Raw genomic sequence first — 23959 nt, 5'->3', positions numbered from 1 at the left:
GAACGATCATTCACATTGCATCGCCACTAGAAATCGGCCATGGAGAATACAAGCGAAAAATACGTACGAGAACGAAAAATGGGTGCAGTGCAGCAAAAAGTACCCAGCAGGGATCGGATCCGAAACGCAGCGCGGGAACTGTTCGCAACGAACGGTTTCCACCAGACGTCGATGTCGGAACTGGCTGCTGCTGCGGAGATGTCGGTCGGGCTGATCTATCGCTCCTTCAAAAGCAAGGAAGAGATTATCGAGGCGATCGTAATTGCCGATTTCGATGAAAAGCTTACCGAACTTGATGATCTGCGTCGACGTCTTGATCAGGGCGAACTGACTGTCCTGGAAACCTTCCGGGAACTGTTCCTGCAAGTCATTGACGAAGGGCACGAGGCATTGTCCTTCGACATCCTTGCCGAAGGCTTCCGCAACGAACGAGTGGGACGCACGATCGGTTCCATGTGCGAGCAATTTCGGGATTATCTTCGCGAATTCGCGTGCGCCGCGAACCGGAATCTGACGGGCGAGGAACTGGAAGGCGCCGTCGAGATGATGCTGGGCTGCCTTTTCGGGCTCGGTCATCGCAGCATGTCGCTGCCGAGGTTGAGCGCCGAACGCACGGCAGAACACTCCGCGCGGATGATCGTCGCCGCGCTGCAAGCAATATAGCGAACAGGCAATCTCGGAAACAGGCCGGCAGCCTGTTTTCAGACAGGCAAGGCCGCCCCGTGCGGCCCATGCCCAGGACCCGTTTCAGTGCGCCTTGCGGTGCTTCCCGCCGTAGCGCTTGCCGCAATATTCATCGAGGCTTGCCATTTCGCGCGCGGCGGCCACGGCAGCGGCCGAATTGCACGGCATCGCCTTTTCCGCGGCGGCACCTTCAACCGCAAGGATGCGCGCATCGACGCGATCGCGCAGTTCCTGGATGTCCGCCCGGCTGAGCACGTTCTTCTCGCGCAGGTAGCAGATCAGGCTCTGCAGGATGATGATGGCCTTGTCGCCCGAATCGACTTCGAAACCTTCTTCCACTCGTCAAACTCCTTCCCAACTCCAGGTTCGCCTGGATGTTATTGAGCGGCCTGTATTTTTCTCCTCCCGGCAGTCTCTGTAGACCCGCCTGCCGTCTGGAAGAGAACGACCGTCCAGTCAGGATAGTCCCGTGCCGCGCGTCCGTATACAAATCGATGCTATGGATATCGCCCTGCGGATAAATCGATTTGCTGGATTCGATTTGCGGGTTGCCTCGCTGCATCATCTGCGACGCTCCAAGGCAGGCTTGGCGCAAGCAAAGAATAGTTTTCGCAGGAAAGCCCGGTCGGCTGACCCCGGTCGCTTGACGCCTTAATGTCAATTAAATAGGTTGAGAATGAAGGCGAGGGGAACCTGGCTCGCTCTTCCGCAGTATTTTCCAGTCCGCGGCTTTTGACCGGGAAGCAGCTTGCTCCGCGTAACCAACAGCTAAAGCGCGCGATGCTCGGGGCGACAACGCCAGGCTTCGTGTTCCCCATAACTCAGGGGCGATACGAAGGATGAGTTTTCACGACACCGGTTTGCACCGATCCATCCGGAAATCCGGCCAAGAAAAGGTTTCGGCATGACTCTCGAAATCCGCAAGCACGGGCGCGTCGGTGCCGAAATCCTGGGCATCGACTTGTCCCGGCCCTTCGCAACCGGTGATCTTGCCGCCATTCGCGCCGCCTTCGCGGAGCATGGGGTGGTGTTCTTCCGCGATCAGTCCATCAGCGAGGAACAGCACATCGCCTTCGCCCGGAACTGGGGGGAGATCAACATCAACCGCTTCTTCGCCGCGCACCCGGGCTATCCCGAGATCGCGCTCGTCGTGAAGGAACCGGATCAGCAGCACAATATCGGCGGCGGCTGGCATACGGACCATTCCTACGATTTCGAGCCCGCGCTTGGATCGATCCTTGTCGCCCGCGAACTGCCCGCGCAAGGCGGCGCGACGGCCTTCGCCTCGATGTATGCCGCCTATGACGGCCTGCCCGAAGCCCTGCGCGCCCGGATCGAAGGCCGCAGCGCCGTCCATTCGGCGCGCCATGTCTTCGGCAGCAAGGCCGGGGTCTACGAAGCCGCGCAGGATACCCGACAGGACGGCCGCATCGGCAACTCCGGCGCGGCCGACGTGCTGGACGATCCGGTTCATCCGATGGTGATAACCCATCCGCTCAGCGGCAAGCGCGCGATCTACGTGAACCCCAGTTTCACGGTGCGCATCCAGGGCCTTTCCGAAGACGCTTCCCAGGAGTTGCTCCAGGAGATCTACGCACACTGCGTGAAGCCGGAATTCCAGGAGGATTTCCACTGGCGGGACGGCTCGATCGCCTTCTGGGACAACCGCGCGACCTGGCATTACGCCTACAACGATTATCACGGCCACCGCCGCGAAATGCATCGCATCACGATCGAGGGCGAAGTGCTGCGCTGAGGCGGCGTGGACCGATCGGCCCCGTGGGATTCCCTCGGACGGGGTCGCCAGCCCCGCACCGGAAAGCGGCAGGGGCATCGCCGTTTCTTTCGAGGGAAGCACGGTAATTGGCCGGGAATATGAACGTCATGAGCAGCGAGCCGGAACATATCAGCGCGAACGCCGGGGAGGACGACTTCTGGGATGTCGGCAGCATTGTCCGCGAACTCGCGGAGATCCGGCATCACTGGCGCACCACCAATACCCAGCATTCGGAATATGGGGTGGAGAGCTTCCCTTCCCGCGTGCGCCTTGCAAAAGTGGCCGACGAACTTTGCGGCGCGCTGTTCCCGCTCAGGCTCGGCCCCGATTTCGTCCGCCTGCACAACGAGGACACCTTCGTAACTCAGTCCCTGCAGATCGCGCTGAGCCGGCTTCAGGCCCAGTTGCGGCTCGAACTGACATATTCCTCCGGCACGCAGGACAAGGGCGCGATCGATCGCCATGCCTCGGAACTGGTCGCCGGGTTTTCCCGCCAGCTCCCCGCGATCCGGCGCCTGCTCGATATAGATATCGAAGCCGCCTATCGCGGCGACCCTTCGGCGCGCAGCCTCGACGAAGTGCTGATCTGCTATCCCGGACTGCTGGCGATCATCCATCACCGCCTTGCCCACGCCCTGCACCTGCTGGGCGTACCGCTGGTGGCGCGCATCCTCTCGGAAATCTCGCATAGCCGAACGGGGATCGACATTCACCCCGGCGCACAGATCGGACAGGGGTTCTTCATCGATCACGGCACCGGCGTGGTCATCGGGGAAACCGCGATCATCGGCGACAACGTTCGCATCTATCAGGGCGTGACGCTGGGCGCGAAGAACTTTCCCGCCGATCCTTCGGGTGCGCTGGTCAAGGCCACGCCGCGCCATCCGATCATCGAGGACGACGTGGTGATCTACGCCGGCGCGACGATCCTGGGCCGGGTGACGATCGGCAAGGGCTCCGAGATCGGCGGCAATGTCTGGCTCACGCACGGGGTTCCCGCGCACAGCCGGGTGTATCAGGCCCGGGAGAACCTGGTGACGAGCCAGAACGGCAAGGTTGCGCCCGCTCCCGGCTCGCTTAACTGACGGCCCGGCGCAGCAGGTAGACGTCCATGATCCAGCCATGGCTGGCGCGCAGTTCGGCCCGGTGCCGGACGATCTGCGGCCCGGCCGTGGCCAGCGGCCCGTGGACCAGCGCTTCATGTGCCATGCCGAGATAGGCGCCCCACCAGATCGTCAGGCCCTCTTGCGGCAGCGCGGAAAAAGCGCACATGCCATCAAGCATGACCACGACCGTTTCCGCGCCCTGCGGCCACCCATCCTCCCGAAGGCGGCGTCCGGTGGTGATCGTGACGGGTGAACCCAGAGTGTTGAGCGGGATGCAATGCGCCGCCGTCAGTGCCTGGATGCTGGTTATGCCCGGCACGACCTGCGTGCGCAGGGCCATTCCGCCCTCCGCGAGCAGGCCCGCGATCCGCAGCGTGCTGTCGTAAAGGGAGGGATCTCCCCAGACCAGCAGCGCCAGCTTGCCGCCCTGCGGCAGATGCGCACCGATCTGATCGGCCCAGACGCGGGCGATTGCGCCGTGCCAGTCTCCCACCGCCTCAAGGTAGGGCGGCACCGGCGAGCGTTCCGGCAGATCGAATTCGGCGATGCGCACGGGCTGCGTCAGCACGGCACCGCAGATCGCGCGGCGCAGGTCCAGCAGGTCCGACTTGCGTTCGCCCTTACGCGGCAACAGGATCAGGTCCGCCTGGTTCAGTGCCTTCACCGCCGCCAAGGTCAAGTGATCGGGATTGCCGGTGCCGATCCCGATGAGATGAAGGTCGATCACGCGGCCGTCACTCTTCCAGCCCGGCGAACCGGGATTCGGCCGTTTGCGGGCGGAACCGGCGGTCGTAACCTGCGGCATAGAGGCTGCTCTCGCCGGACACGCCCTGCCCCAGCGCCTTGCCCACGAGGATCAGCGCCGTCCGCTCCATGCTCCCCGCCACCGCGGCTTCCACCGAACCGAGGCTGGCGCGCACGACACGCTCGTCCGGCCAGCTTGCCCGCCACACCACGGCGACCGGGCAATCCGTGCCGTAAGCGGGGAGCAGATCCCGCACCACCTGCCCGAGATTGTGGATCGACAGGTGAATCGCCAGCGTCGCTCCGGTCGCGGCGAACCGTGTCAGGCTCTCGGCCTCGGGCATGGCGCTCGCCCGCCCGGGCGTGCGGGTAAGGACCAGCGACTGGGCCAGCGCGGGCACCGTCAATTCGGCCTCCAGCGCTGCCGCCGCCGCCGCGAATGCCGGAACGCCGGGGGTCACCGTGAACGGAATGCCCAGCGCCCGCAGCCGCCTGACCTGCTCCCCCATGGCCGACCAGATCGATAGGTCGCCCGAATGGAGCCGCGCCACGTCCTGCCCCGCGTCATGGGCTTCGCGGATCGCGGCCACGATTTCGTCCAGCGCCATCGAAGCGGTGTTCACGATGCGCGCGCCCGGCGGGCAATGGTCGAGGATGGCGGCAGGCACGAGCGAACCGGCATAGAGGCACACCGGGCTCGCCGCGATCAGATCTCGCCCGCGCAGCGTCAACAGGTCGGGCGCGCCGGGACCGGCTCCGATGAAATGAACGGTCATGGTTGAACTCCCTCGGCGATGGCGCAAGTCGCCATGCGGTCAGATGAAACGTGGCGGGGGGCGAGCAGCCTCGCGGCCGGACCGCAGGCGGCAAGCGCGGCAGCTTCGGCCACGCTGCCGGTTCCCCGCGCGGCAAGGCTTGCGGCGGAGCGGGTGATCGTGGATGCGGCGCGGAGCCGCTCGGCATCGATGGCCAGCAGCGGCAGGCCGAGACGGTCGGCCAGCGCCTTGAGCTGGGGGGCCTTGTCGCAAGGGGCGGCCAGCGCCGCAATCGGCGGCAGGCCTGCGCAGGCCCCTTCCAGCGCGCGCTCCAGAGAGACGAGGTTCGCGCCCGCGCGAAATCCGAAACCAGCCACGATCACAGCACCACGCTCCACTGGACGATCGGATAGCTTGCCCTCCAGCCGCGCTTCGCGCCCAGCGGCGCCGCTTCGGACAGTTCGATCCGCAGGAGACTGCCCCCCCTCGCCCCGTGCCATTGCGCCAGCAAGGCCTCCGATTCCAGTGTGACGGCATTGGCGACGAGACGTGCGCCCGGCCTCAGCACGGTCCAGAGACATTCCAGAAGCTCCGCACAGAGCCCGCCGCCGATGAAAACCGCATCGGGCGCGGCCTGCCCGGCCAGCACGGCAGGCGCGCGGCCTTCCACCACGGACAGCCGATCGGCCCCCAGCGCCGCCGCATTGGCCCGCGCCCGCGCCGCACGCGCGGGGTCGCTCTCGAAGGCAATGGCCTGCATGTCCGGGTGCGCAAGCAGCCACTCTATCGCAATGGACCCCGAGCCGGTGCCGATATCCCACAGGGTCTCGCCCTGACGCGGCGCCAGCGCCGAAAGCGTGAGGGCCCGCACCGGGCGCTTGCTGATCTGTCCGTCATGCGCGAACCAGTCGTCCGGCAGGCCGGTGCCGCAGGGCAGAACCGCGCCGTTTCCGGCAAAACGGATACCCAGCGCCGCGGGGTGCGCGATATCGGCGAAGTCAAGCTCTTCCGCGGCCGAATGGCGTATGCGCTCGCGCGGGCCGCCCAGCGCTTCGAGCACGGAAAGCTCCGAAGCTCCGAAGCCCAGTTCCGCGAGATAACGGGCCACCGCCACCGCCGCCGCGCCGTCACGAACCAAAACCAGCGCCCTTCGCCCCGGTGCGATGTGGCGGCGCAGGCGGCCAAGCGGCGCCGCGTGAAGGCCGAGGCAGGCCGTGCCCTCGATCGGCCAGCCAAGCCGCGAGGCGGCCAGCGCAAAGACCGAAGGTGCGGGATGCGCGGTCCATTCGTCCCGTCGCAGATGCCGGGTCACGACACTGCCTGCGCCGAACCAGAACGGATCGCCCGATGCCAGCATGACCACGCGCCTGCCGCGATGGGCCAGCAGCGGTTCCAGTCCATCGGCGAAGGGCACTGGCCACGTCATCCGCTCACCTGTAGAGGCGGGCAGGAGCCCGAGGTGGCGTGCGGCGCCGGTCACCAGTTCGGCACCGGCCAGTGCCTCGCGGCTTGCATCGGAGAGACCGGAAAGCCCGTCCTCACCCATGCCGACGATGGTAAGCCATGGCTGTTCAGGAGTTTCCGGCATTTCCCATATCCTGGTTCTCGGCGGGACGACGGAAGCCAGCGCGCTGGTCGCCTCCCTGGCGGAGCGCGGGCTCACCGCGACACTGAGCTATGCGGGGCGCGTCGAACGGCCGAAGGCGCAGCCGGTGCCGGTGCGTATCGGCGGTTTCGGCGGCATCGAGGGACTGGAACGCTATTTGCGGGAACACCGGGTCACCCATCTGGTAGATGCCACGCATCCGTTCGCCGCGACCATGAGCGCGCACGCGCTGGCCGCCGCCCGGAACACTGCAACGCCGCACATCCGGCTCACCCGCCCCCCGTGGCAACCCGCCCGAGGCGACCGCTGGCAGCATGCGGCGGATATCGAGGCCGCCGTTTCGGCGCTTGCCGGGCCGCCGCGCAGGGTCATGCTGGCACTCGGCCGGATGCATGTGAACGCTTTCGCGGTGCAGGGTCAGCACCACTACCTGCTGCGCTTCGTGGACCGCCCGGAACAGGCGCCCGCGCTTCCCGACCATCATCTGGTGGTCGATCGCGGCCCCTTCACCGCCGAGGCCGACACGCGCCTGCTGCGGGACCATGCCATCGACCTGATCGTCTGCAAGAATGCCGGGGGCACCGGGGCGGAGGCCAAGCTCATCGCCGCGCGCCGCCTCGGCGTGCCCGTGCTCATGATCGACCGCCCAGCGCCCGCCCGGGGCAAGGCGGTTCACCACCCCGGCGAGGTGCTGCGCTGGCTGGGTCATGCCGCCGACCGCGGCGTGTAGAGGATCGGCCTTCCCGGCCGCTCGACCAGCCGGGTCCGGCTGGAACCGAGGATCACCATCGTGCGCATGTCCGCCATTTCCGGCCGGGCCTCGCCCAGCGTGACGACACGCATTTCCTCCTCCGGCGTGGAGACTGCGCGCGCGAACAGGATCAGCCGGTCCTCTCCGCATGTCTCGCGCAGGACTTCAAGGACGCGCGCAAATCCGTGCGGTCGTGCCTTCGACCGGGGATTGTAGAACGCCATCGCAAAGTCCGCCTCTGCCGCAAGGCGCAGCCGCCGCTCGATCAATGCCCAGGGCTTGAGATTGTCGGAGAGGTTGATGGCGCAGAAATCGTGGCCCAGCGGGGCGCCCGCCCGGGCGCTGGCCGCCAGCATCGCGGTGATCCCCGGCAGCACCCGTATATCGAGTGCGCGGTGCGCGGCAGGCCCCGCCTCCAGCGCCTCGAACACGGCGGAGGCCATTGCGAACACCCCCGGATCGCCCGACGACACCACCACGACCCGCCGCCCACTCGCCGCCATCTCCAGGGCATGGGCGGCGCGCTCCAGCTCCACCCGGTTGTCGCTGGCGTGAAGCGTCAGCCCTGCCCGCGCGGGGACGCGCGAAACGTATGGGGCATAGCCGACGATGTCGGTCGCCTCCGCCAGCGCCTGCGAGACTTCTGGCGTCACCAGCGCGGCATCACCCGGACCGATGCCCGCAATCGCGATCCAGCCGCTCATGGCCGGCGGCCCTGCCCGTGGATCAGCAGGATCGAGAAATAGGGCGTCACGGCCTGCGCCTCGCACAGCGGCGTAACGCGTTGCTCCGCCATGGCCGCATGTTCCACCAGCCAGGCCTCTCCCTCGCGCCCGGCGGCGGCCACCGCGCGCCGCAGCTTGTCGAGATTGCGACCGATCTTCATGACGACCAGGGCATCGGTATCGCGAATGCGCCTTGCCAGATCGTCCTCGGGCAGCGTGGCCATCAGCACGGTGAGCACGTCGTCTCCCCAGGTCATCGGCGCGCCGCTGGCAGTCCACGCGCCGGACATCCCGGTGATCCCGGGGACCACTCGTGTCGGCACCGAGCCCGACAGGCGGGTGTAGAGGTGCATGAACGAGCCGTAGAAGAACGGGTCGCCCTCGCACAGGACCACGACATCCTCGCCCGCACCGGCCAGCCGCGCGACATGGCCCGCGCAATATTCGTAGAACTCGGAAAGGCAGGCGTTGTAGCGCGGGTCGGACAGCGGGATTTCCGTCGTGACCGGATACTCCATCGCGAATTCCACAACGTCTTCGCGCAGCATCCCCTCGACGATCCTGCGCGCCTGCCCGGGGCGGCCGGACTTGCGGAAATAGGCGACATGCCTTGCCTCGCGCACCAGACGGTCGGCGCGAACGCTCAGCAGGTCCTGCGCGCCGGGGCCAAGGCCCACGCCGTGAACGGTGCCCGGCTTCATTCCGCGCGGCTCCCGATGGCGTTGATCGCGGCCACGGTGATGGCGCTGCCGCCCAGCCGCCCCTCGACGATGCAGCAGGGCACCGGCATCGCCTCCCACAGCGCGGCCTTGGACTCCACCGCGCCGACAAAGCCGACCGGACACCCTATGATCGCCGCCGGGCGCGGACAGGCGGGGTCTTCCAGCATGTTCAGCAAATGGAACAGCGCTGTCGGCGCATTGCCGATCGCCACCAGCGCCCCCTGCAGATGCGGCCGCCACAGTTCGAGCGCCGCGGCCGAGCGCGTGTTGGACATGGCTTTCGCCAGATCGGGAACCGCCGGGTCGTGCAGCGTGCAGATCACCGGATTGCCGGCGGGAAGGCGCGATCTGGTGATGCCTTCCGTCACCATGCGCGCATCGCAGAGCACCGGAGCCCCGCGCGCTGCAGCCGCGATCGCGGCTTCGGCGAAGCCCGCGGAGAACCGTATATGAGCGGCCAGTTCGACCATGCCCGAGGCATGGATCATGCGCACCGCGATACGCTCTTCCTCACGCGTGAAACGCTGGAGATCGGCCTCGGCACGGATGGTCGCGAAAGACTGGCGGTAGATCGCCGCGCCATCGGTTTCATAAAGATGAGGCATCATTCGGCTCCGAAATGGGCGAGCAGTTGTGGGAGATCGAGGCCGGACCGGCATGGCGGGTCTCCGGCAGCGGCATCGATGGAAAGGTCGAAGCGGCCGTTTCGCCCGGTCAGCGTGACGCTTGCAGGGGCGGAACGCGCACAGCCCTTGGCGCAGCCGGAGACGTGAAGGCGGCCCGGAACGTGCGCGGCCAGCCGCAAGGCCAGCGGCCGCGTCGCCACGGTCGCCTGCGGGCACAGCGGTGCTCCGGGGCAGGCGTCCACGCGCATGGCCGGATCGGTAGGATCGCTGACAAAGCCATCCCCGACAGGATCGGGGAGCGGGTTCGCGCCTTCCAGAAGAAGCACCCGCCACGGGGTGATCCGCAAGGCCGCCGCCCCGGAACGTGTGACGAGCGAGGCCAGCGCCGCCGCCTCCACGCTGCCGAAAGCGGCGCCGCAGGCATGGCCCATGGCATGGGCGCCGGGGCCGATGACCGGACGCGGCGATGCGGGAGAGACCCATCCCCTGGCCCAGCCCGGCAGCTCGGCACGGTGGCGCGCCATCCTGCCGGATGCGATCCCGCCGGAGGCGACGAACCATTCCGCCAGTTCGACCAGCGCGCCGACCGCTTCGTCCACGGCAACGGGAATCCCCAGCGCCCGGCCATCCGCGCGCAGGATGAGCCAGCCGCCTTCGCCCCGTTCGATCCGAAAGTCCGCCGGGCTTCCCCCCAGGATCGGCGCGGCTCCGGCGTCCACGGCGAAACCCATCTTTCCCGGCAGTTCCGGCAGGCGAACCTGCGCACTGGCCAGCGCCTCGGCGATCCGGAACGTGTCGTCCCCCGCCGTCCAGTCCGGCGCGACGAGGATATTGCGGCGGTTTTCGGTATCGGGCCGGGCATCCACCAGTTCCAGCGCCACCAGTTGCTCCAGCAGGGCCGCCCAACCGGCTTCGGTCACACCCCGGATCTGGAGATTGGCACGGCGGCTGAGGTCGATCGCCCCGCTGCCGTATTCGCGGGCCAGCGCGCAGAGCGCCAGCGCCTGCGCGCGTGACAGGCGCCCAAGGCGCGGCCGCACGCGCACGATCAGCCCGTCGCCCGCCATCATCGGGCGCCAGGCACTGGGGCACCAGCCGCGCACGGCAAAGTCGCTCATGTGCGGCGATCCGGGCGGGAACGCTGGATTTTCAAAAGGGCACGCTTCGACGAGACGCGCATAAACGCTTTCAACCGCGCGCGGCGACGATGACCGGGGCTTGCCGACGAAGTCGGTCCGTGCGCAACGACAGGCGGGCGCGACATACGCCATCCCTGCACACCGATGCAGCCCCAGCCGCACAGGTTCGTCGCTCACGCGGAGTACCGAGCCTTGGCCTTTCCCTGGACCATGGCAAGAGCGACCGACGCGCCGGCAGGTCTCCTGGCTCACGGGTCAAAGCTCGATACGCGGCCTTCCCGGAACCGGCGCCGATGGGCGCCTTCATCCAGTGGCCGGCTCCGTTGAGGGAGCCCCGGCATCTCGCTCGCCGCTTACAGTTGCAGGGACAGCTGCGGAATGGGAGTTTCCTCCGCACCGCATTCCCATTTCAGCCCCGAAAGGCACCCGCGCGATCGTTGCAGGCCGGACGAAATCCGGCTTGCAGGTGCCGCCTAACCCAAAACGGGATCGATGCCAATCGTCAGCGCAGCCCTGCAAGCGCATCCCGGCGATATCGCACGGCGGCGGCGATACCGGGCGGCCCGATTGCGCCCGATCAATGCGGCTGACGGCGCAGGCGTCATGATCTGCCGAAACCCGGAAGTCATCGCCGATGGTGACGAAACCTCAGGTCGGGTCCGGACGTTGCACACCGAGACGAAGGAGAATCCCATGCTCGAACATGTCCCTCAATGGCTTGGCGCCCTGTTTCACAACTTCCGCGCGGGACATTCCAAGCTGGCGATCGTCCGCGCCGGGCTGGTGCCGGAAGGCGCCTTCATAGACCTGTCGAGCCCCGCTTTCGAGAACGGCGCGCGCCTTCCCGCCCGCTTCACGGCCGATGGCGAAGGCATATCCCCGCCGCTGGAATGGGGCGAGGTTCCTGCCGCCACCACCAGCCTGGCGCTGCTGGTCGAAGACCCCGACGCTCCTGCGGCCGAGCCTCTTGTCCACGCCATCGTCTGGAACCTTCCCGCAGGCACACGGGCGATTCCCGAAGGCGGCATCGGCCCTGACGACGACGGTGCGCCGGACGGGCGCGATGTGGGGCGCAACAGCTATCAGGCCGAAGGCTGGCTGCCGCCCGATCCCCCGCCGGGCCACGGCACGCACGATTACGTGTTTCAGCTCTTCGCGCTTTCCCGCGCGCCCGTGCTGGAAACGAACCCGGGCCGTTCGGAATTCCTGGCGGCGATCAAGGACCATGTCCTGGCCGCCGGAATGCTGGTGGGCCATTACGCGCGCGGAGACGGGGAACCGGCTGACGAGGAGTAGATCACGGCGGCAAAGGCGAGCGCCCCTTCGGCGCTCCCGCCCCGCTGTCATCTCCATTCGCGCAGGCGGGTTGCGCGCGCGGCCATTGTCAGCAGCGCAGGAAAGGACCGGGCCGCGTGGCACCCGGCCTGCCGCAGGACCGGATGGTCCAGCATGTTCTGGAACGCCATGGCCCGCCGGACCTGACCGCGAACCTCCGCGGCGAGCCTGCAGTCGTATCGCCGCGCGTCCTCGCCCGCCATCACGCTTTGCGCGGCGACGAAGGCACTGCGCAGGGCGATGGCCATGCCGTCCCCGGTGAGCGAGGCGGTCATCGCCCACTGGTCTCCCAGCCGCAGCACCCGGCTGTTCGCGGTCCGGGCCGGGGCCATGCCGTAGTTCAGGTTGGCGATCGTTACAGGACGGTCGAACAGCGGCTCCGCATCGGCCAGCATTTCGCGCAGCGCCGCGATCTCGTCCAGCCGGGCGCGCAGGCCCGTCCAGTCCCCGCCGGACTGCGCAAGACGGCTGCGGCGCACGACGAGGCACAAGTTGGCCCGTCCACCCTCCACCATCTGAAGTCCCGCATAACCGCCGCCGAACAGAAAGAGCATGATCGTGCCCGCCAGACGGTGCATCGCGGCAGGGGCAAGGCGGTAATGCATCTTGAACCCCACGAAACCAGCCTCCGCCCGCCCCGTGGACGCCGTGCCTCTTTCGCGCAGGGGCAGCTTGCCGCTTGCCAGCAGCAGATACTCCCCCTCTCGGTCCCCCTCGCTCGTGCGGGCCACGCAGCCGCCGAGTTCGAGTACCCTGACGCCCCGCTCCACCCGCGCGCCGGCTGCGATGGTCTCCCTCAACAGCGCCTCGTCCAGCACATGGCGGCTGAGGCCCCAGGCACCGAAGGGCAGCGGCGCCTCCGCTTCCACAGTGCCCGAAACCAGCCTGATCCGCTGGATCGGCACACCGCCCAGCGAAGCGGGGTCCACGCCAAGCTGGCGCAGATGCGCCGCCGCCTCCACCGAGAGGAATTCGCCGCAGACCTTGTGATGCGGCCCATGCTCCCGTTCCAGCAGGAGCACGTCCCGCCCCTGCCGCGCCAGCAGGCAGGCCGCCGCCCCGCCTGCAAGCCCCCCGCCGACCACGAGGACATCGGCCATGTCAGCGTTCCAGGGTGAAGCGGAAGCTCTCCGCCGCCATGCCCGGCCCGAAGGCCAGCGCCAGCCCATCTCCCTCGCCCGAGCCCGACAGCATCCGCGAAAGGATGAACATCAATGTCGCCGAGGACATGTTGCCGTGATCGTGCAGCACCGTTCGCGAAGGCAGCAGCGCCTCGGCGGGTAAGCCAAGGCCGTGCTCCACGGCATCCAGCACCGTGCGGCCGCCCGCGTGGACCGCCCATAACGCGACATCACCGGGTGAAGCGCCGCGCAGGAGCCCCCGGTCGTCTCCGCGGGAGGCATCCGCCGCAAGAGCCTCGGCGATGCGGGCCGGCACTTCTCCGCCAAGGTGCATGTCGAACCCCTGATCGCGGATCGACCATGTGATGGCATCGGCCGTGCCCGGTATCGTCACCGCCCGAAAATCGCGCAGGGCGATCCCTTCCGGCCGCGCCGTCACCAAAGCCGCCGCAGCCCCATCGCCGAACAATAGCATCGCCAGCAGGTTCGCCAGATCGCCGCTCCGCTGGAAATGGATCGTACAGAGTTCAAGCGTCACCACCAGCACCCGCGCCTCCGGCGTCGAACGGACGATATGATGCGCCAGCCGCAGGGAATTGACGGCCGCATAACAGCCCATGAAACCCACCACCGTCCGCTCCACGCCGGGATCGAGTCCGGCGCCGGCAACGATCGCCTGGTCCAGCCCGGGCGCCATGAAGCCGGTGCAGGAAGCGACGATGAGGTGCGTGATCCCCGCCGCGGCGATGTCGATTTCCAGCGCCTCTATCGCGGCGAAGGCCAGACGGGGCGCGTCGCGTTCGTAAAGCGCCATGCGCTGCCCGGTCGATGGCCACGCCCCCGTCCCATAAAAGCCCGCCGTATCGGTTATCGTGCCATCGGCAAGCGTCACCGGTTCGAGGAAGGAATAGCGCTGCGCGATGCCGGAGCGGGCGGCCATGCGCTCGAACAGGCGGCGAGACCGTGCATCGGCCAGCTCTGCGCTGACGAAGCGCACGAAAGCATCGTGAACCGCGAAAGGCGGATTGGCGGTGCCGATGCGATTGATATGCGCGATAGCCGAGGTCATGCCCGTCTCCCCACCAGCACCGCGTTCAGCCCGCCGAACGCGAAGCTGTTCGAAATCAGCACTTCGGCCGAAAATGACTGAGGCTCCAGCGCCAGCGGAAGATCGCACTCCGGGTCAGGGCCGAGATGGTTCAGCACCGGGGGCGCCGTGCCTTCGACAAGGGCCATCAGCCCCAGCAGGAACTCCATCGCCCCGGTCGCGCCGATCATGTGGCCATGCGCGGACTTCGTGGCGATCACCCGGTGGCGGGGCAGGTCTGCGCCGTAGACCTCCCGCAGCGCAAGCGCTTCGGCCGCATCGTTCAGCGCGGTGCCGGTGCCATGCGCCGAAACGATGGCGGGAATGTCGAAACCGATGCATGCATCCTCATGCGCTGCGCGAATAGCGGCCGCGATCCCGGCAGTGTCCGGCGCAGTGATGTGCGACGCATCGCTCGACAGGCCATATCCCGCCAGTTCGCCATGAACGCGGGCTCCTCTGGCGCGGGCATGGCGCTCGCTTTCCAGCACGAGCACGGCCGCGCCCTCGCCCAGCACCATGCCGCGCCGATCGCGCGAGAACGGGCGGCAGGTGTCCGGCGCCAGCACGCCCAGAGACTGCCATCCCGCCATCGAACCACGCGTGAGGCAGGCCTCGGCCCCGCCCGCGATCGCCACGTCGACACGGCCGCTGCGGATCATATGCAGGGCTTCCCCCAGCGCGTGAGCGGAAGAGGCGCAGGCGCTGGACAGGGTAAAGACCGGGCCGTGGATGCCCAGCAGGATCGAGACATGCGCGGCGGGAGCCGTGATCATCGAGCTAGGGATGGTCTGGGGGTGGACCTTGGCCTCGTCCTTGCCGAAGAGCCGTTCGTAACCTGTGTCGATCGTTTCGTTGCCGCCGCTGCCGCAGCCCATCAGGACCGCCGTGCGCCGGGCCAGTGACGGATGATCCGCAAGGCCTGCATCCCGGACGGCCTCCAGCGCGGCCTCTATCGCGAACTGGGAGATCGGATCGAGGCGGCCAAGGCGGCGCAGGCGCTGCCCATCCACGCCCGGAAAGCGGATGTCGTCCGCGGGCCTGCCCTCCAGCCAGGCGGCCATGCCCACCGGCGCCGGGCCCGGCAGCGGGCGGATCGCGCCGTCTCCCTTGCGGGTACGCGCCCAGTTGACAGCGAGGCCCCGGCCAAGACCGCTCACACACCCCATGCCGGTCACGAGCACGCGGTGCCCCGAGGCGCCGGTCATCGCGGCGCGGCGCTTCCGATGCGTTCCAGCAACTGCCCCAGCGTGGTCTCGCGCGAGAGTTCCTCCGGCTGGATTTCGACCCCGAACCTGTCCTCCAGCTCGAACAGGATGCTGACAAGATCGAGCGAGGAAATGTCCAGCGTGGCCAGCGTGGCTTCCGGGCGGAGCTGCTCGGGCGGAAGGCCCGTCTCCTTGGCGATCAAGGCGATGATATCGGCATCGTGAGTCATCGGCTGTTCTCCATTGGGACGGGGGCCAAGGGCTGGAATCGGGGCTGGAATCGGAGCCGGGAAGGTCCGGCAGGGCGCGAAATCGCAAGCTCCGCCATGACCTCAGCCCGTCCGGGAAATAGGCCGGTATCCTGCCTGGAGCACGCACGCCGTAAGCGGACATTGGCTTCTCATCATGGCATCCCACCCGGATCGTAAGGACCGGAGACTGCGCGCTTTCCGCCGGTCTGGCAAGCGCGGCGAGCGACGCGGATAGCGCTTCTTCGCGGGCCGGAACGGTGCGATAACGAACCATGCTCCGCCCGCGCGGAGTCGCGTCCCTGCACGGACAATGGAAAGACCGGACATGAACACTTGCCGTCTTGTCATCGCCGCCGCCGTTCTGGCGGCTCCCCTGCCCGCCGCCTCGCAGCAACCCGGCGGAACGGCACCTGCCGAAATGCGCGTGCTGACGGTACGCCTGTCGAACTTCCAGTTCGATCCCGCCACCATCACGCTGGAACACGGCGCCAGCTACGACCTGAAGCTGGTGAATACCGCTTCCGGCGGGCACGATTTCGCGGCGAAGGAATTCTTCTCGGCCGCGCGGATCGCCGAGGCGGATCGTGCCAAGGTATCCGACGGGCAAGTGCCGCTGGCAGCAGGGCAAACGGTTGAAATCCACCTCGTCGCGCCGCAGCCCGGCAGCTACAAGCTTCGCTGCACGCATTTCATGCACAGCGCCTTCGGCATGAACGGAAAGATCGTCGTGCAGTGAGCTTCCTGCCGGTTCGCGTCCGCCAGGAAGAACAGATGGACGCGGTCGATCTCGACAGCGCCGCCTATGCCGCCGTGCTGCGCGATCTGGCGCGGGTCAACCGCTGGACCTTCACGGCCCATTCCACCCTTTCCTTCCTCTCCCGCGCGGTGGGAACTGGGCGCAGCTTCAGCCTGCTCGACGTCGGCTTCGGCTATGGCGACCTGCTGCGCACCGTGGCGCGCTGGGCGGCGCGGCGCGGGATCGAGGCACGGCTGGTGGGGGTGGACCTCAACCCGGAGAGCGAAGGCATAGCACGTGCCGCAACGCCTTCGGACGCGGCGCAAGGTGTCCCGATAGACTATCGGACCGGCGACTATGCCGACCAGCCCGAGCATTTCGATTTCATCGTCAGCAGCCAGGTCGCTCACCATATGACCGACGAGCAGCTCACCCGCTTCCTGCGCCATATGGAGTGTGAAGCGCGGCGCGGCTGGCTCCTGTGCGACCTGCACCGCCATGCTTTCGCCTATTACGGCTTCCCCCTTCTCGCACGGACGCTGGGGGTTCACCGCATCGTGCGGGAGGACGGCCAGCTTTCGATCGCCCGTTCGCTTCGCCCGGCCGAATGGACGCAGGTGCTCGCCGACGCCGGGCTGGGCGAAGGGACGGTGAGAGTGGCGAGGCGCTTTCCCTTCCGCATCGCGCTGGAGCGGGAATTTCCCTGATCTTACGGGACATGCCGATATCAGGGCGCCTTTTCGTGCCGGTCCTGCCCCTTGGCCCGCGCTGCGCGCTGCGCTAGGCGGCTGCGGGCAACCACGAGCAGGAATTCCCGATGGCGCAATCCACCCGCGCAACAAGGGCGCTGGAACAGGCAGGAGTCTCCTTCAGCCTCCACGCCTATGACTACGATCCTTCGGCAGAGAGCATCGGCCAGGCGGCGGCCGTGGCGATCGGCGCCGATCCTGCCCAGGTGTTCAAGACCCTCATGCTGCTTGCCGACGGCAAGCCGGCCTGCGTCGTCGCGCCGAGCAGCGGCGAAGTCTCGATGAAGAAAGCCGCCGCCGCCCTGCGCGCCAAGAGCGCCGCAATGATGAAACCCGCCGATGCCGAACGACTGACCGGCTACAAGATCGGCGGCATCAGCCCGTTCGGACAGATGCGCCGGGTGCCGACAGTGATCGACGAGACCGCCCTGCTGTGGGACGCGATCTTTCTCAACGGCGGGCAGCGGGGCCTTCAGACCAGGCTTTCCGGCGACGATGCAGCAGCCCTTCTCGGCGCCACATTCGCGGACATCGCCGCCTGAACGCCCCCGTTACAGGCGAGAGACGAACTTCGTCGCGATCGCGGACAATCGTTCGCGGGCGCTGTCCTGATCCGCATCGCCATAAGTGCTGACCGCATAGCGGGCGCCATCGGGGGCGACCCATGCCATGGTCGCCATCGTCCGCTGCAACTTCGCGAAATCCTGATAGCGGAACGCCGCCGGTCGCCCGGCGAGGCTTTCCGTAAAGCCCAGTCCGCCGAGGTTGCCTACCCGCCCGGTGACCTTTCCGTCCTTCACGGTGACCTTCTCCCGCAATTCCCGCAGGAGAAAGGCGGAACTGTCCGCACATCGCACGAAGAATGCCGAACCGAGGTCGGCGGAATCCTCGACGACACCCGACTTCATCGTGACGATCTGCTGATCGATGGAGCCAACCACGCCGCAGTTTTCCGCCTGAAGCGCCGCATCGATCTGCGGATCGCCGGCCGATCGCGTATCCCTCTGCACCGGCGGGGAAGCGAGCGCCTGTTCGAAGGCATCGTTCATCGCCGCGTCCGGCACATTGGCGGCAAGCAGCGGCAAAGCCGCAGCGGCGGCGAGAAGTCCATGAACGATCATCACCAATTCCTTCGCTGATACGAAGTTCATATTAATGCAATTTAGCTATTGCGAGTCAATATCATAACTTTACGTCGCAGCCGCAACGATATCCGCCATGGACGCAGACGGAGTTTCGCCCTCTCGCAGTCCCTCAGCCACGGCGCTCCGGGCGGCTTGCGACTGGTTCTGGCTCGCCTTCCACTTGCCCTCAAGCCTCTCGACCGGGACCTCGATACCCGAAATTCCCCTGAGCTGACCGGCGATGAAAGCGGCGGGCGCATCGTCCACCGCCCATGGCACGGCGCGGCCGCGCTCCTGCTCATCCGTCAACTGGTCGATCTGCGCGCGCAGCCAGGCGGCATCGTCCGTAACGGATGCGCGGCCCCGCGCCTGCACGGCGATATAGTTCCACGTCGGCACGACTTTCCCGTGCTCGCGCTTGGCCGGATACCATGCCGGAGTGACATAGGCCTGCGGCCCCTGGAAGATCACGAGGGCATCGGCACCTGCGCGCAGTTCCTCCACCTGCGGGTTCGTGCGCGCCATGTGCGCGCGGAGCAAGACCGGCCCGGACGGCGGCGCCACCAGCGTGAACGGGATCAGGTTGGCCGTCAGCCCCGCCGCGCCATGCGTCACCAGCGTGGCCAGCGGATAGGCGCGGATCGCCGCGTGAAGCACCTCGGCACGGTCTTCACGAAAGGCGGCGGGACAGTACATGAGCAGGCTCCGGGAAAAAAGAAATCAGAACGCGGCCCGCGCGAGCAGCGATGCCGAAAGCACCAGCATCGTCGCGCCGACGATGGCGTCAAGGATGCGCCATGAAGCCGGGCGGGAAAACAGCGGCACGAGCAGGCGCGCACCGTAGCCGAGACCGGCGAACCAGATGAAGCTCGCGCTCGCGGCGCCTGCAACGAAAAGCGGCCTCGCCGCCGCTGATTGTGCCGCGCCCGCCGTGCCCATCAGCAGCACCGTGTCGAGGTAGACGTGCGGATTGAGGAAGGTGAAACCCGCCGTCGCCGCGATCGCCCTGCCCAGGCTGATACCGCCGCCAGACGCCACCGCCATCGCATCGGGCGCAGCCATTCGCTGGAACGCCTTGATCCCGTACCATGCCAGGAACGCCGCCCCGCCAAGCGAAAGCACCGTCGCCAGCCCCGGCACGGCCGTCAGGAACGCGCCGACCCCGGCCACCCCCGCCGCGATCAGCACGGCATCCGCCGAAGCGCAGAACAGCACGACCGGCCCGACATGCTCACGCCGAAGCCCCTGCCGCAGCACGAACAGGTTCTGCGCGCCGATCGCCATGATGAGCGCGGCGGACAGCGCGAAGCCGGAAAGGAACGGATAGGCAGCCCCCGTCATCGCGGCGCACCCTTCGCAAGTCCGGCCCACAAGGCCAGCAGGGACGCAGCCACGACGATCAACGTCAACACGCAAGGGATGGTCAGAACATTCATGTCCCTTCCAGTGCAGGCCGGCGCAGCATTAGCAAAGGTTGATTTGCTAATGCAGATGAAGCACTGCTTCATCATGCTGGACTACCCCGCCCTCGCCGCCGTCTCCGCCGTCATCCGCGAAGGCACGTTCGAGCGCGCGGCGGAAGCCCTGAACATCACGCCGTCTGCCGTGTCGCAGCGCGTGCGCGGCCTTGAGGAACGGCTGGGCGCGGTCCTGATCGTTCGCGGCCAGCCTTGCGAGCCGACCGAGCTGGGCGCGACCCTGCGGGCCCACTTCGACCGGGTGCAACTGCTAGAAGCCGACCTGCAACCTCATCTCAACCCGCCGGAAGACAGCCGCGCAGCCCCGCTGACCGTGAAGCTGGCCGTCAATTCGGACAGTCTCGCGACATGGTTCCCCGAAGCCGCCGCCGCCTTCGTCCGCGCGACGGGGATGCTGCTGGACCTGACGCTGGACGACGAGGCGCACACCGCGGACCGGCTGCGCTCCGGCGAAGTCCACGCCGTGGTGACGTCGGACCCCGAGCCGGTGCAGGGGTGCCGGACGATCGAACTGGGATCGCTGCGCTACCGCGCCTGCGCCTCGCCCGAATTCATCGCGCGCCACTTCGGGAACGGCATCGATCCCGGTGCACTGGCCAAGGCCCCGCTGCTCCGCTTCGAGCGCCGCGACACGCTGCAGGCGCGCTGGGCCTTCGAGACTCATGGCGTCAAGCTGGCCGCGCCGACGCACTGGGTGCCCTCCACGCAAGGGTTCGTCGATTTCGCGCTCCGGGGGCTGGGCTGGGGAATGCATCCCGCTCCCCTCACCCAAGCGCATATCGCCGCCGGCACCTTGCAGGAACTGCCGCCCGGCCGCCCTTTCGACGTCAAGCTCTACTGGACCGTCACGCGCATTCAGGCCCGCTCGCTCCGCGTGCTGACAGACGCCGTGCGCGACGTGGCGGCCGCCAGCCTGATCACGGATTGAACTGCCACATTGCCTGTCCGCCAAGGTCATGTTTTAGTGGCGCAATTGCGGGGGGATATCGGCGGATGGGTTGCAGGCGCATTGCGAAACTGGTTCTGGGCCTGTTGGCGGCCGGAACGCTGCCGCTTGGCGGTTCGGCCCTGGCAGCGCCGCCCCCAGGGCCGAACACGGGGCCGAACCCGCAGCTCGCCGCATACCAGCGCGGGATAGACGACGGCTCCGGCAGGCACGATGCGCAGGGCCTGAAAATCTCGCGGCTCCATGTCGACGTGCAGGTGCAGGGACGCCTTGCTGACATCGTGATCGAGGCCGATCTCACCGATGCGTCCGGCACGGCGGACGAGGCGCGTTTCCTGCTGGAACTGCCCACCGACGCGGTCGTCACCGGCTATGCGCTGGACGTTGACGGGGCCATGATCGATGGCGAACTGCTGGACCAGCCCAGAGCCCGGAACGTCTACGAGGACGAAGTGCGAAAGGGCATCGATCCCGGTCTGGCGGAGATCACCGCGGCGAACCTTTTCCAGGCCCGCATCTTCCCGATTTCCCGCAACCAGCCCCGGCGCATCCGCATCAGTCTTTCCGCGCCCTTCGACCCGGCGCGGGGGCTCGTCCTCCCGCTCGATCTGCAGGACGGCACCGCCCTCCACGTCAGCACGCGGATCTCCGGTTTCCGGGCGGCGCCCGAGGTCAGGATCGGCGGCAAGCCGCTGTCGCTCCTGCACAAGGCGGCCGGCAGCTGGTCCACCGATCTCGAGGAAACCAAGCGGCCGGTCGCGGGCGGCATCGTCATCCTCGGCGGCGATCCCGTTGCCGGGATGCTGGTGTCGCACCACGGCAAGGGCGGCGACTTCTTCCAGATCGGCGATGCCGCGCCGGCCCGACGTCCGGGCGCGAAGGATGGCGGCCGCCTGAGGATCTACTGGGATCGTTCGCTGTCACGCCGGGACGACCTGCTCGACCGCGAGAGGGCGCTCCTGCGCGCCTACGTGGAACAGGCCGCGCCCGAGGCGATCGACCTCGTGACCTTTGCGAGCGACGCGCCACGCCTTCAGACCGTTCACAGCGCCGACGAACTGGACAGGGCCGTAGCCGCCGTGACCTACCGGGGCGGCACCAGCTTCGCCGGGCTGGAAAAGCCGGAATTGCCCGCGGCGGATACCTGCCTGCTGTTCTCCGACGGCGTGGCGACGCTGGACAATCAGGCCGCGTTCGAACCGGACTGCCCGCTCTCGATCATCGCCTCGGCGCCGGATGCCAACGGTGCCCGCCTGACCCGCATGGCGCAAGCTGCGGGCGGCCGCTTCCTGCGCCTCACGCAGGAAAACGGGCAGGACGTCGTCCAGACCCTCGGCAAGCCCGGAATCGCCATTCTGGCTGCGCGTGACGATAACGGGCGAAAGCTTCCGTTTCGCACCCTGCCGGCTGCCGACGGCCGCTGGTTCGCGGTCGGCAAGATGCCCGAGACCGGAAAAGTGCATCTGTCTATCGCGGGACTCCGCAAGGGCACGGCCGAACGCGTCTACGAAGCCCCTTCCGGGCCGATCGCCCCGCTCAACGCCGCCGGCGCGCTCTGGGCAAGCCAGGAGGTGGACCAGCTGGGCGACGATCCGCTCGCGCATGATCGCATGGTCCGGCTGGCCCGTTCCTTCAATGTGGCGGGGCCATCGATGGCCTTCCTCGTGCTCGAAAGTCCCGACCAGTACCTGAATGCCGATATTGCTCCATCCGGCGGCTTTTCCCGGCAATGGATGGCCGATTACCGCAGCGCCCGGAAAACCCGCGATCAGGAAACCGCCCACCAGCGGCAGGAACGGCTGGCATTCGTGGTGGAGCAATGGACCGCGCACAAGACGTGGTGGAACAGTCGCTTCAAGCCGCGCCCCCGTGTGAAGGGCCGTTCGGCTGAGGTCCTCGGGGCGGCGCCTCCTCCTCCGCCTCCTCCGGCCCCGCCTGCCATGAACATAGCTCCGCCTCCGCCGGTCTCCGTTATCCTGCCTGCCACGCAGGCCGCTTCGGCGGGCGGCGATGACGCGGCGAACATCGTCGTGTCGGGACAGCGGCGGTCAAGCCCGGTCCAGGGCGCGCCGCTGGCCGTGGATGTCCAATCCCGCGAAACGCTCGCCGGCCGGACCATCGGCCTCGACCTTGAAAGCGCCCTTGCCGAGCGCCCCTACCTCGCCGCGCTTGACGCTGCGAAGCCGGAGAACCGGCTGGCGGTGCTGGCGGCACAGGAAGAGACCTTCGGCACGCTGCCGGCTTTCTATCTGGAAACCTCCGAATGGTTCCGGCGCAAGGGCGATGCCGGGGCCGCCCGCGACCTCCTGTTTTCGGCGCTGGAACTCGCGGTGGTGGATGACGAAACCCGGCAGATCGTCGCGTTCCGGCTGGAACGGGACGGCGATCTCGACCGCGCCGTCGCCCTGTTCGAGACGCTTGCGGCAGGAAGCGATTTCCGGCCCCAGCCCCGCCGCGCGCTGGCGCTGGCGCTTGCCGAACGCGGGCGGGCGCACGGCCCCTCGGGCAAGGACGATCTGGAGCGGGCCTTCGCACTGCTGGCGAAAGTCGTGCTCGATCCCGCGATCCGCGACTTCGACGGGATCGAGACGGTGGCCCTGATGGAAGCCAACGGCCTCATTCCCGCGATCGAGGCGGCAGGCGGAAACTGGAAGCTCGATCCGCGCCTCGTGGCGCTGCTCGATACCGATATCCGGATCGTCATCGAATGGACGAACGACGATGCCGACATCGACCTCTGGGTCATCGAGCCCAACGGCGAGAAGGTGTTCTACAGCTACCAGACCAGTTCCTCCGGCGGCCATATCACCAATGACATGACCGACGGCTACGGTCCCGAGGAATACGCCATCCGCAAGGCCCCCGCCGGGGAGTACACCGTCCGCATCAACGGGTTCGACGCGGACCGCATCAATCCGAACGGCAACGGAAGGGTGATGCTGCGGATGATCCGCGATTTCGGGCGCCCCTCGATGAAGGAAACGCTCGTCGATGCCGATATCGCCTTCGAGAAAGGATCGGATCGGGATGCCGAAGGCGGGCGCCTGATCGGGCGGCTGACCGTGGCGCCGGGCGGGAAATGAACCCCGCCCGGCGTGCCGTTTATGAATTTACGACCTAGGGTCAGGACCCATTAATCACGCCTGCGAGGTTTGAATAAAAATGGCTCAGAGCGAGGAAGGAAGGCGTAGTAATATGTCTATATTTCAAGCCTTTCTGACGCTGCACTAGGCCATTTTGATCAAATCCCTCCGGGACACCGGAATGGCTTCCATCTCGAACCAAAGCG

Annotated in this window: 26 protein-coding genes and 1 riboswitch; of the genes, 10 read left to right on the top strand and 16 right to left on the bottom strand. The window is 67.4% G+C overall.

What is annotated here, in order from left to right:
• Positions 1-78 precede the first annotated feature (78 nt).
• A complete protein-coding gene (locus U9J33_RS17595; protein ID WP_324699548.1) occupies positions 79-663 on the top strand; it encodes a helix-turn-helix domain-containing protein in 585 nt (194 codons plus the stop codon).
• A gap of 84 nt (positions 664-747) precedes the next feature.
• Here U9J33_RS17595 and U9J33_RS17590 read toward each other — a convergent pair whose 3' ends face one another.
• A complete protein-coding gene (locus tag U9J33_RS17590) occupies positions 748-1023 on the bottom strand; it encodes a hypothetical protein (RefSeq protein ID WP_054441862.1) in 276 nt (91 codons plus the stop codon).
• 565 nt (positions 1024-1588) lie between these two features.
• On the opposite strand from U9J33_RS17590, the gene U9J33_RS17585 reads away from it, so the two are divergent.
• The gene (locus U9J33_RS17585) at positions 1589-2440 is read left to right on the top strand and encodes a TauD/TfdA dioxygenase family protein (RefSeq protein ID WP_054441861.1); all 852 of its coding nucleotides are present in this window, start codon (positions 1589-1591) and stop codon (positions 2438-2440) included.
• A 128-nt stretch (positions 2441-2568) separates the two neighbouring features.
• Positions 2569-3546, top strand: coding sequence for a serine O-acetyltransferase EpsC (gene epsC, locus U9J33_RS17580; RefSeq protein ID WP_054441975.1), 978 nt, complete (start codon positions 2569-2571; stop codon positions 3544-3546).
• On the opposite strand, the gene cobF is transcribed toward epsC, so the two are convergent.
• From cobF to cbiE, 4 genes are read right to left on the bottom strand one after another with little or no spacing between them, the layout of a single operon-like run.
• Positions 3539-4294, bottom strand: a complete 756-nt coding sequence (cobF, locus tag U9J33_RS17575; protein ID WP_054441860.1) for a precorrin-6A synthase (deacetylating) — start codon at positions 4292-4294, stop codon at positions 3539-3541. The genes epsC and cobF overlap by 8 nt on opposite strands.
• A 7-nt stretch (positions 4295-4301) precedes the next feature.
• Positions 4302-5087, bottom strand: a complete 786-nt coding sequence (gene cobM, locus U9J33_RS17570; RefSeq protein ID WP_054441859.1) for a precorrin-4 C(11)-methyltransferase — start codon at positions 5085-5087, stop codon at positions 4302-4304.
• Positions 5084-5449: a cobalamin biosynthesis protein gene (locus tag U9J33_RS17565; RefSeq protein ID WP_054441858.1), complete on the bottom strand. Its 366-nt coding sequence runs from the start codon at positions 5447-5449 to the stop codon at positions 5084-5086. The genes cobM and U9J33_RS17565 overlap by 4 nt, the downstream gene beginning before the upstream one ends.
• Complete coding sequence (gene cbiE / locus U9J33_RS17560; protein ID WP_132468865.1) at positions 5446-6654, bottom strand: precorrin-6y C5,15-methyltransferase (decarboxylating) subunit CbiE; 1209 nt, start codon at positions 6652-6654, stop codon at positions 5446-5448. Before cbiE ends, U9J33_RS17565 begins: the two co-directional genes overlap by 4 nt.
• Here cbiE and U9J33_RS17555 point away from each other — a divergent pair.
• Positions 6653-7402 (top strand): cobalt-precorrin-6A reductase, encoded by a 750-nt coding sequence (locus U9J33_RS17555; protein WP_132468923.1) that lies wholly within the window; start codon positions 6653-6655, stop codon positions 7400-7402. The genes cbiE and U9J33_RS17555 overlap by 2 nt on opposite strands.
• On the opposite strand, the gene cobJ is transcribed toward U9J33_RS17555, so the two are convergent.
• From cobJ to U9J33_RS17535, 4 genes are read right to left on the bottom strand one after another with little or no spacing between them, the layout of a single operon-like run.
• Positions 7378-8127 (bottom strand): precorrin-3B C(17)-methyltransferase, encoded by a 750-nt coding sequence (gene cobJ / locus U9J33_RS17550; RefSeq protein WP_132468866.1) that lies wholly within the window; start codon positions 8125-8127, stop codon positions 7378-7380. The genes U9J33_RS17555 and cobJ overlap by 25 nt on opposite strands.
• Positions 8124-8849: a precorrin-2 C(20)-methyltransferase gene (locus U9J33_RS17545; RefSeq protein WP_132468867.1), complete on the bottom strand. Its 726-nt coding sequence runs from the start codon at positions 8847-8849 to the stop codon at positions 8124-8126. Before U9J33_RS17545 ends, cobJ begins: the two co-directional genes overlap by 4 nt.
• Positions 8846-9475, bottom strand: coding sequence for a precorrin-8X methylmutase (locus U9J33_RS17540; protein ID WP_054441974.1), 630 nt, complete (start codon positions 9473-9475; stop codon positions 8846-8848). The genes U9J33_RS17545 and U9J33_RS17540 overlap by 4 nt, the downstream gene beginning before the upstream one ends.
• Positions 9475-10614, bottom strand: a complete 1140-nt coding sequence (locus U9J33_RS17535) for a cobalamin biosynthesis protein CobG (RefSeq protein ID WP_054441856.1) — start codon at positions 10612-10614, stop codon at positions 9475-9477. Before U9J33_RS17535 ends, U9J33_RS17540 begins: the two co-directional genes overlap by 1 nt.
• A gap of 236 nt (positions 10615-10850) precedes the next feature.
• Positions 10851-11080: riboswitch (cobalamin riboswitch) on the bottom strand.
• A gap of 248 nt (positions 11081-11328) precedes the next feature.
• On the opposite strand from U9J33_RS17535, the gene U9J33_RS17530 reads away from it, so the two are divergent.
• Positions 11329-11931 carry a YbhB/YbcL family Raf kinase inhibitor-like protein gene (locus U9J33_RS17530; RefSeq protein ID WP_324699547.1) on the top strand — a complete coding sequence of 201 codons (603 nt, stop codon included), beginning with the start codon at positions 11329-11331 and terminating at the stop codon, positions 11929-11931.
• A gap of 47 nt (positions 11932-11978) precedes the next feature.
• On the opposite strand, the gene U9J33_RS17525 is transcribed toward U9J33_RS17530, so the two are convergent.
• The 4 genes from U9J33_RS17525 to U9J33_RS17510 are packed head-to-tail and all read right to left on the bottom strand — an operon-like array spanning position 11979 to position 15616.
• The gene (locus tag U9J33_RS17525) at positions 11979-13070 is read right to left on the bottom strand and encodes an NAD(P)/FAD-dependent oxidoreductase (RefSeq protein ID WP_132468868.1); all 1092 of its coding nucleotides are present in this window, start codon (positions 13068-13070) and stop codon (positions 11979-11981) included.
• Between the two features lies 1 nt (position 13071).
• Positions 13072-14160 carry a type III polyketide synthase gene (locus U9J33_RS17520; RefSeq protein ID WP_324699546.1) on the bottom strand — a complete coding sequence of 363 codons (1089 nt, stop codon included), beginning with the start codon at positions 14158-14160 and terminating at the stop codon, positions 13072-13074.
• Positions 14157-15386: a beta-ketoacyl-[acyl-carrier-protein] synthase family protein gene (locus U9J33_RS17515; RefSeq protein ID WP_324699545.1), complete on the bottom strand. Its 1230-nt coding sequence runs from the start codon at positions 15384-15386 to the stop codon at positions 14157-14159. The genes U9J33_RS17520 and U9J33_RS17515 overlap by 4 nt, the downstream gene beginning before the upstream one ends.
• The gene (locus U9J33_RS17510) at positions 15383-15616 is read right to left on the bottom strand and encodes an acyl carrier protein (RefSeq protein ID WP_054441853.1); all 234 of its coding nucleotides are present in this window, start codon (positions 15614-15616) and stop codon (positions 15383-15385) included. The genes U9J33_RS17515 and U9J33_RS17510 overlap by 4 nt, the downstream gene beginning before the upstream one ends.
• A gap of 346 nt (positions 15617-15962) precedes the next feature.
• Between U9J33_RS17510 and U9J33_RS17505 the strand changes: the two genes are divergently transcribed.
• From U9J33_RS17505 to ybaK, 3 genes are all read left to right on the top strand, one after another.
• Complete coding sequence (locus U9J33_RS17505; RefSeq protein ID WP_132468869.1) at positions 15963-16373, top strand: cupredoxin domain-containing protein; 411 nt, start codon at positions 15963-15965, stop codon at positions 16371-16373.
• A 35-nt stretch (positions 16374-16408) separates the two neighbouring features.
• Positions 16409-17080, top strand: coding sequence for a methyltransferase domain-containing protein (locus U9J33_RS17500; RefSeq protein ID WP_132468924.1), 672 nt, complete (start codon positions 16409-16411; stop codon positions 17078-17080).
• 110 nt (positions 17081-17190) lie between these two features.
• Positions 17191-17664, top strand: a complete 474-nt coding sequence (ybaK, locus tag U9J33_RS17495; RefSeq protein WP_324699544.1) for a Cys-tRNA(Pro) deacylase — start codon at positions 17191-17193, stop codon at positions 17662-17664.
• A gap of 9 nt (positions 17665-17673) precedes the next feature.
• Here the strand turns inward: ybaK and U9J33_RS17490 are convergent, their stop codons facing one another.
• From U9J33_RS17490 to U9J33_RS17480, 3 genes are all read right to left on the bottom strand, one after another.
• Positions 17674-18243, bottom strand: a complete 570-nt coding sequence (locus tag U9J33_RS17490) for a hypothetical protein (RefSeq protein WP_132468870.1) — start codon at positions 18241-18243, stop codon at positions 17674-17676.
• Positions 18244-18312: 69 nt separating this feature from the next.
• Positions 18313-18942, bottom strand: coding sequence for an FMN-binding negative transcriptional regulator (locus tag U9J33_RS17485; protein ID WP_324699543.1), 630 nt, complete (start codon positions 18940-18942; stop codon positions 18313-18315).
• A gap of 24 nt (positions 18943-18966) precedes the next feature.
• Entirely contained in the window at positions 18967-19587 is a 621-nt protein-coding gene (locus tag U9J33_RS17480) for a LysE/ArgO family amino acid transporter (RefSeq protein WP_054441849.1), read from the bottom strand.
• Between the two features lie 168 nt (positions 19588-19755).
• Here U9J33_RS17480 and U9J33_RS17475 point away from each other — a divergent pair, with 168 nt between their 5' ends.
• Both U9J33_RS17475 and U9J33_RS17470 read left to right on the top strand, forming a co-directional pair.
• On the top strand, positions 19756-20652 hold the full coding sequence (locus U9J33_RS17475) for a LysR family transcriptional regulator ArgP (protein WP_054441972.1): 897 nt from the start codon (positions 19756-19758) through the stop codon (positions 20650-20652).
• A gap of 104 nt (positions 20653-20756) precedes the next feature.
• Positions 20757-23753 (top strand): VIT domain-containing protein, encoded by a 2997-nt coding sequence (locus tag U9J33_RS17470; protein WP_324699542.1) that lies wholly within the window; start codon positions 20757-20759, stop codon positions 23751-23753.
• Positions 23754-23959: the final 206 nt, after the last annotated feature.

Origin of the sequence: Novosphingobium sp. RL4 (assembly GCF_035658495.1) — a bacterium.
GTDB lineage: Bacteria > Pseudomonadota > Alphaproteobacteria > Sphingomonadales > Sphingomonadaceae > Novosphingobium.
Note: the sequence above shows the minus strand (reverse complement) of the source record. Positions and strands in the feature narration are given on the sequence as shown.

Coding starts and splice junctions, on each gene's coding strand:
- U9J33_RS17595 (WP_324699548.1), top strand. CDS start 79: ATGGGTGCAGTGCAGCAAAAAGTACCCAGCAGGGATCGGATCCGAAAC.
- U9J33_RS17585 (WP_054441861.1), top strand. CDS start 1,589: ATGACTCTCGAAATCCGCAAGCACGGGCGCGTCGGTGCCGAAATCCTG.
- epsC (WP_054441975.1), top strand. CDS start 2,569: ATGAGCAGCGAGCCGGAACATATCAGCGCGAACGCCGGGGAGGACGAC.
- cobM (WP_054441859.1), bottom strand. CDS start 5,087: ATGACCGTTCATTTCATCGGAGCCGGTCCCGGCGCGCCCGACCTGTTG.
- cbiE (WP_132468865.1), bottom strand. CDS start 6,654: ATGCCGGAAACTCCTGAACAGCCATGGCTTACCATCGTCGGCATGGGT.
- cobJ (WP_132468866.1), bottom strand. CDS start 8,127: ATGAGCGGCTGGATCGCGATTGCGGGCATCGGTCCGGGTGATGCCGCG.
- U9J33_RS17545 (WP_132468867.1), bottom strand. CDS start 8,849: ATGAAGCCGGGCACCGTTCACGGCGTGGGCCTTGGCCCCGGCGCGCAG.
- U9J33_RS17540 (WP_054441974.1), bottom strand. CDS start 9,475: ATGCCTCATCTTTATGAAACCGATGGCGCGGCGATCTACCGCCAGTCT.
- U9J33_RS17535 (WP_054441856.1), bottom strand. CDS start 10,614: ATGAGCGACTTTGCCGTGCGCGGCTGGTGCCCCAGTGCCTGGCGCCCG.
- U9J33_RS17530 (WP_324699547.1), top strand. CDS start 11,329: ATGCTCGAACATGTCCCTCAATGGCTTGGCGCCCTGTTTCACAACTTC.
- U9J33_RS17525 (WP_132468868.1), bottom strand. CDS start 13,070: ATGGCCGATGTCCTCGTGGTCGGCGGGGGGCTTGCAGGCGGGGCGGCG.
- U9J33_RS17520 (WP_324699546.1), bottom strand. CDS start 14,160: ATGACCTCGGCTATCGCGCATATCAATCGCATCGGCACCGCCAATCCG.
- U9J33_RS17515 (WP_324699545.1), bottom strand. CDS start 15,386: ATGACCGGCGCCTCGGGGCACCGCGTGCTCGTGACCGGCATGGGGTGT.
- U9J33_RS17510 (WP_054441853.1), bottom strand. CDS start 15,616: ATGACTCACGATGCCGATATCATCGCCTTGATCGCCAAGGAGACGGGC.
- U9J33_RS17505 (WP_132468869.1), top strand. CDS start 15,963: ATGAACACTTGCCGTCTTGTCATCGCCGCCGCCGTTCTGGCGGCTCCC.
- U9J33_RS17500 (WP_132468924.1), top strand. CDS start 16,409: ATGGACGCGGTCGATCTCGACAGCGCCGCCTATGCCGCCGTGCTGCGC.
- ybaK (WP_324699544.1), top strand. CDS start 17,191: ATGGCGCAATCCACCCGCGCAACAAGGGCGCTGGAACAGGCAGGAGTC.
- U9J33_RS17490 (WP_132468870.1), bottom strand. CDS start 18,243: ATGATCGTTCATGGACTTCTCGCCGCCGCTGCGGCTTTGCCGCTGCTT.
- U9J33_RS17485 (WP_324699543.1), bottom strand. CDS start 18,942: ATGTACTGTCCCGCCGCCTTTCGTGAAGACCGTGCCGAGGTGCTTCAC.
- U9J33_RS17480 (WP_054441849.1), bottom strand. CDS start 19,587: ATGACGGGGGCTGCCTATCCGTTCCTTTCCGGCTTCGCGCTGTCCGCC.
- U9J33_RS17475 (WP_054441972.1), top strand. CDS start 19,756: ATGCTGGACTACCCCGCCCTCGCCGCCGTCTCCGCCGTCATCCGCGAA.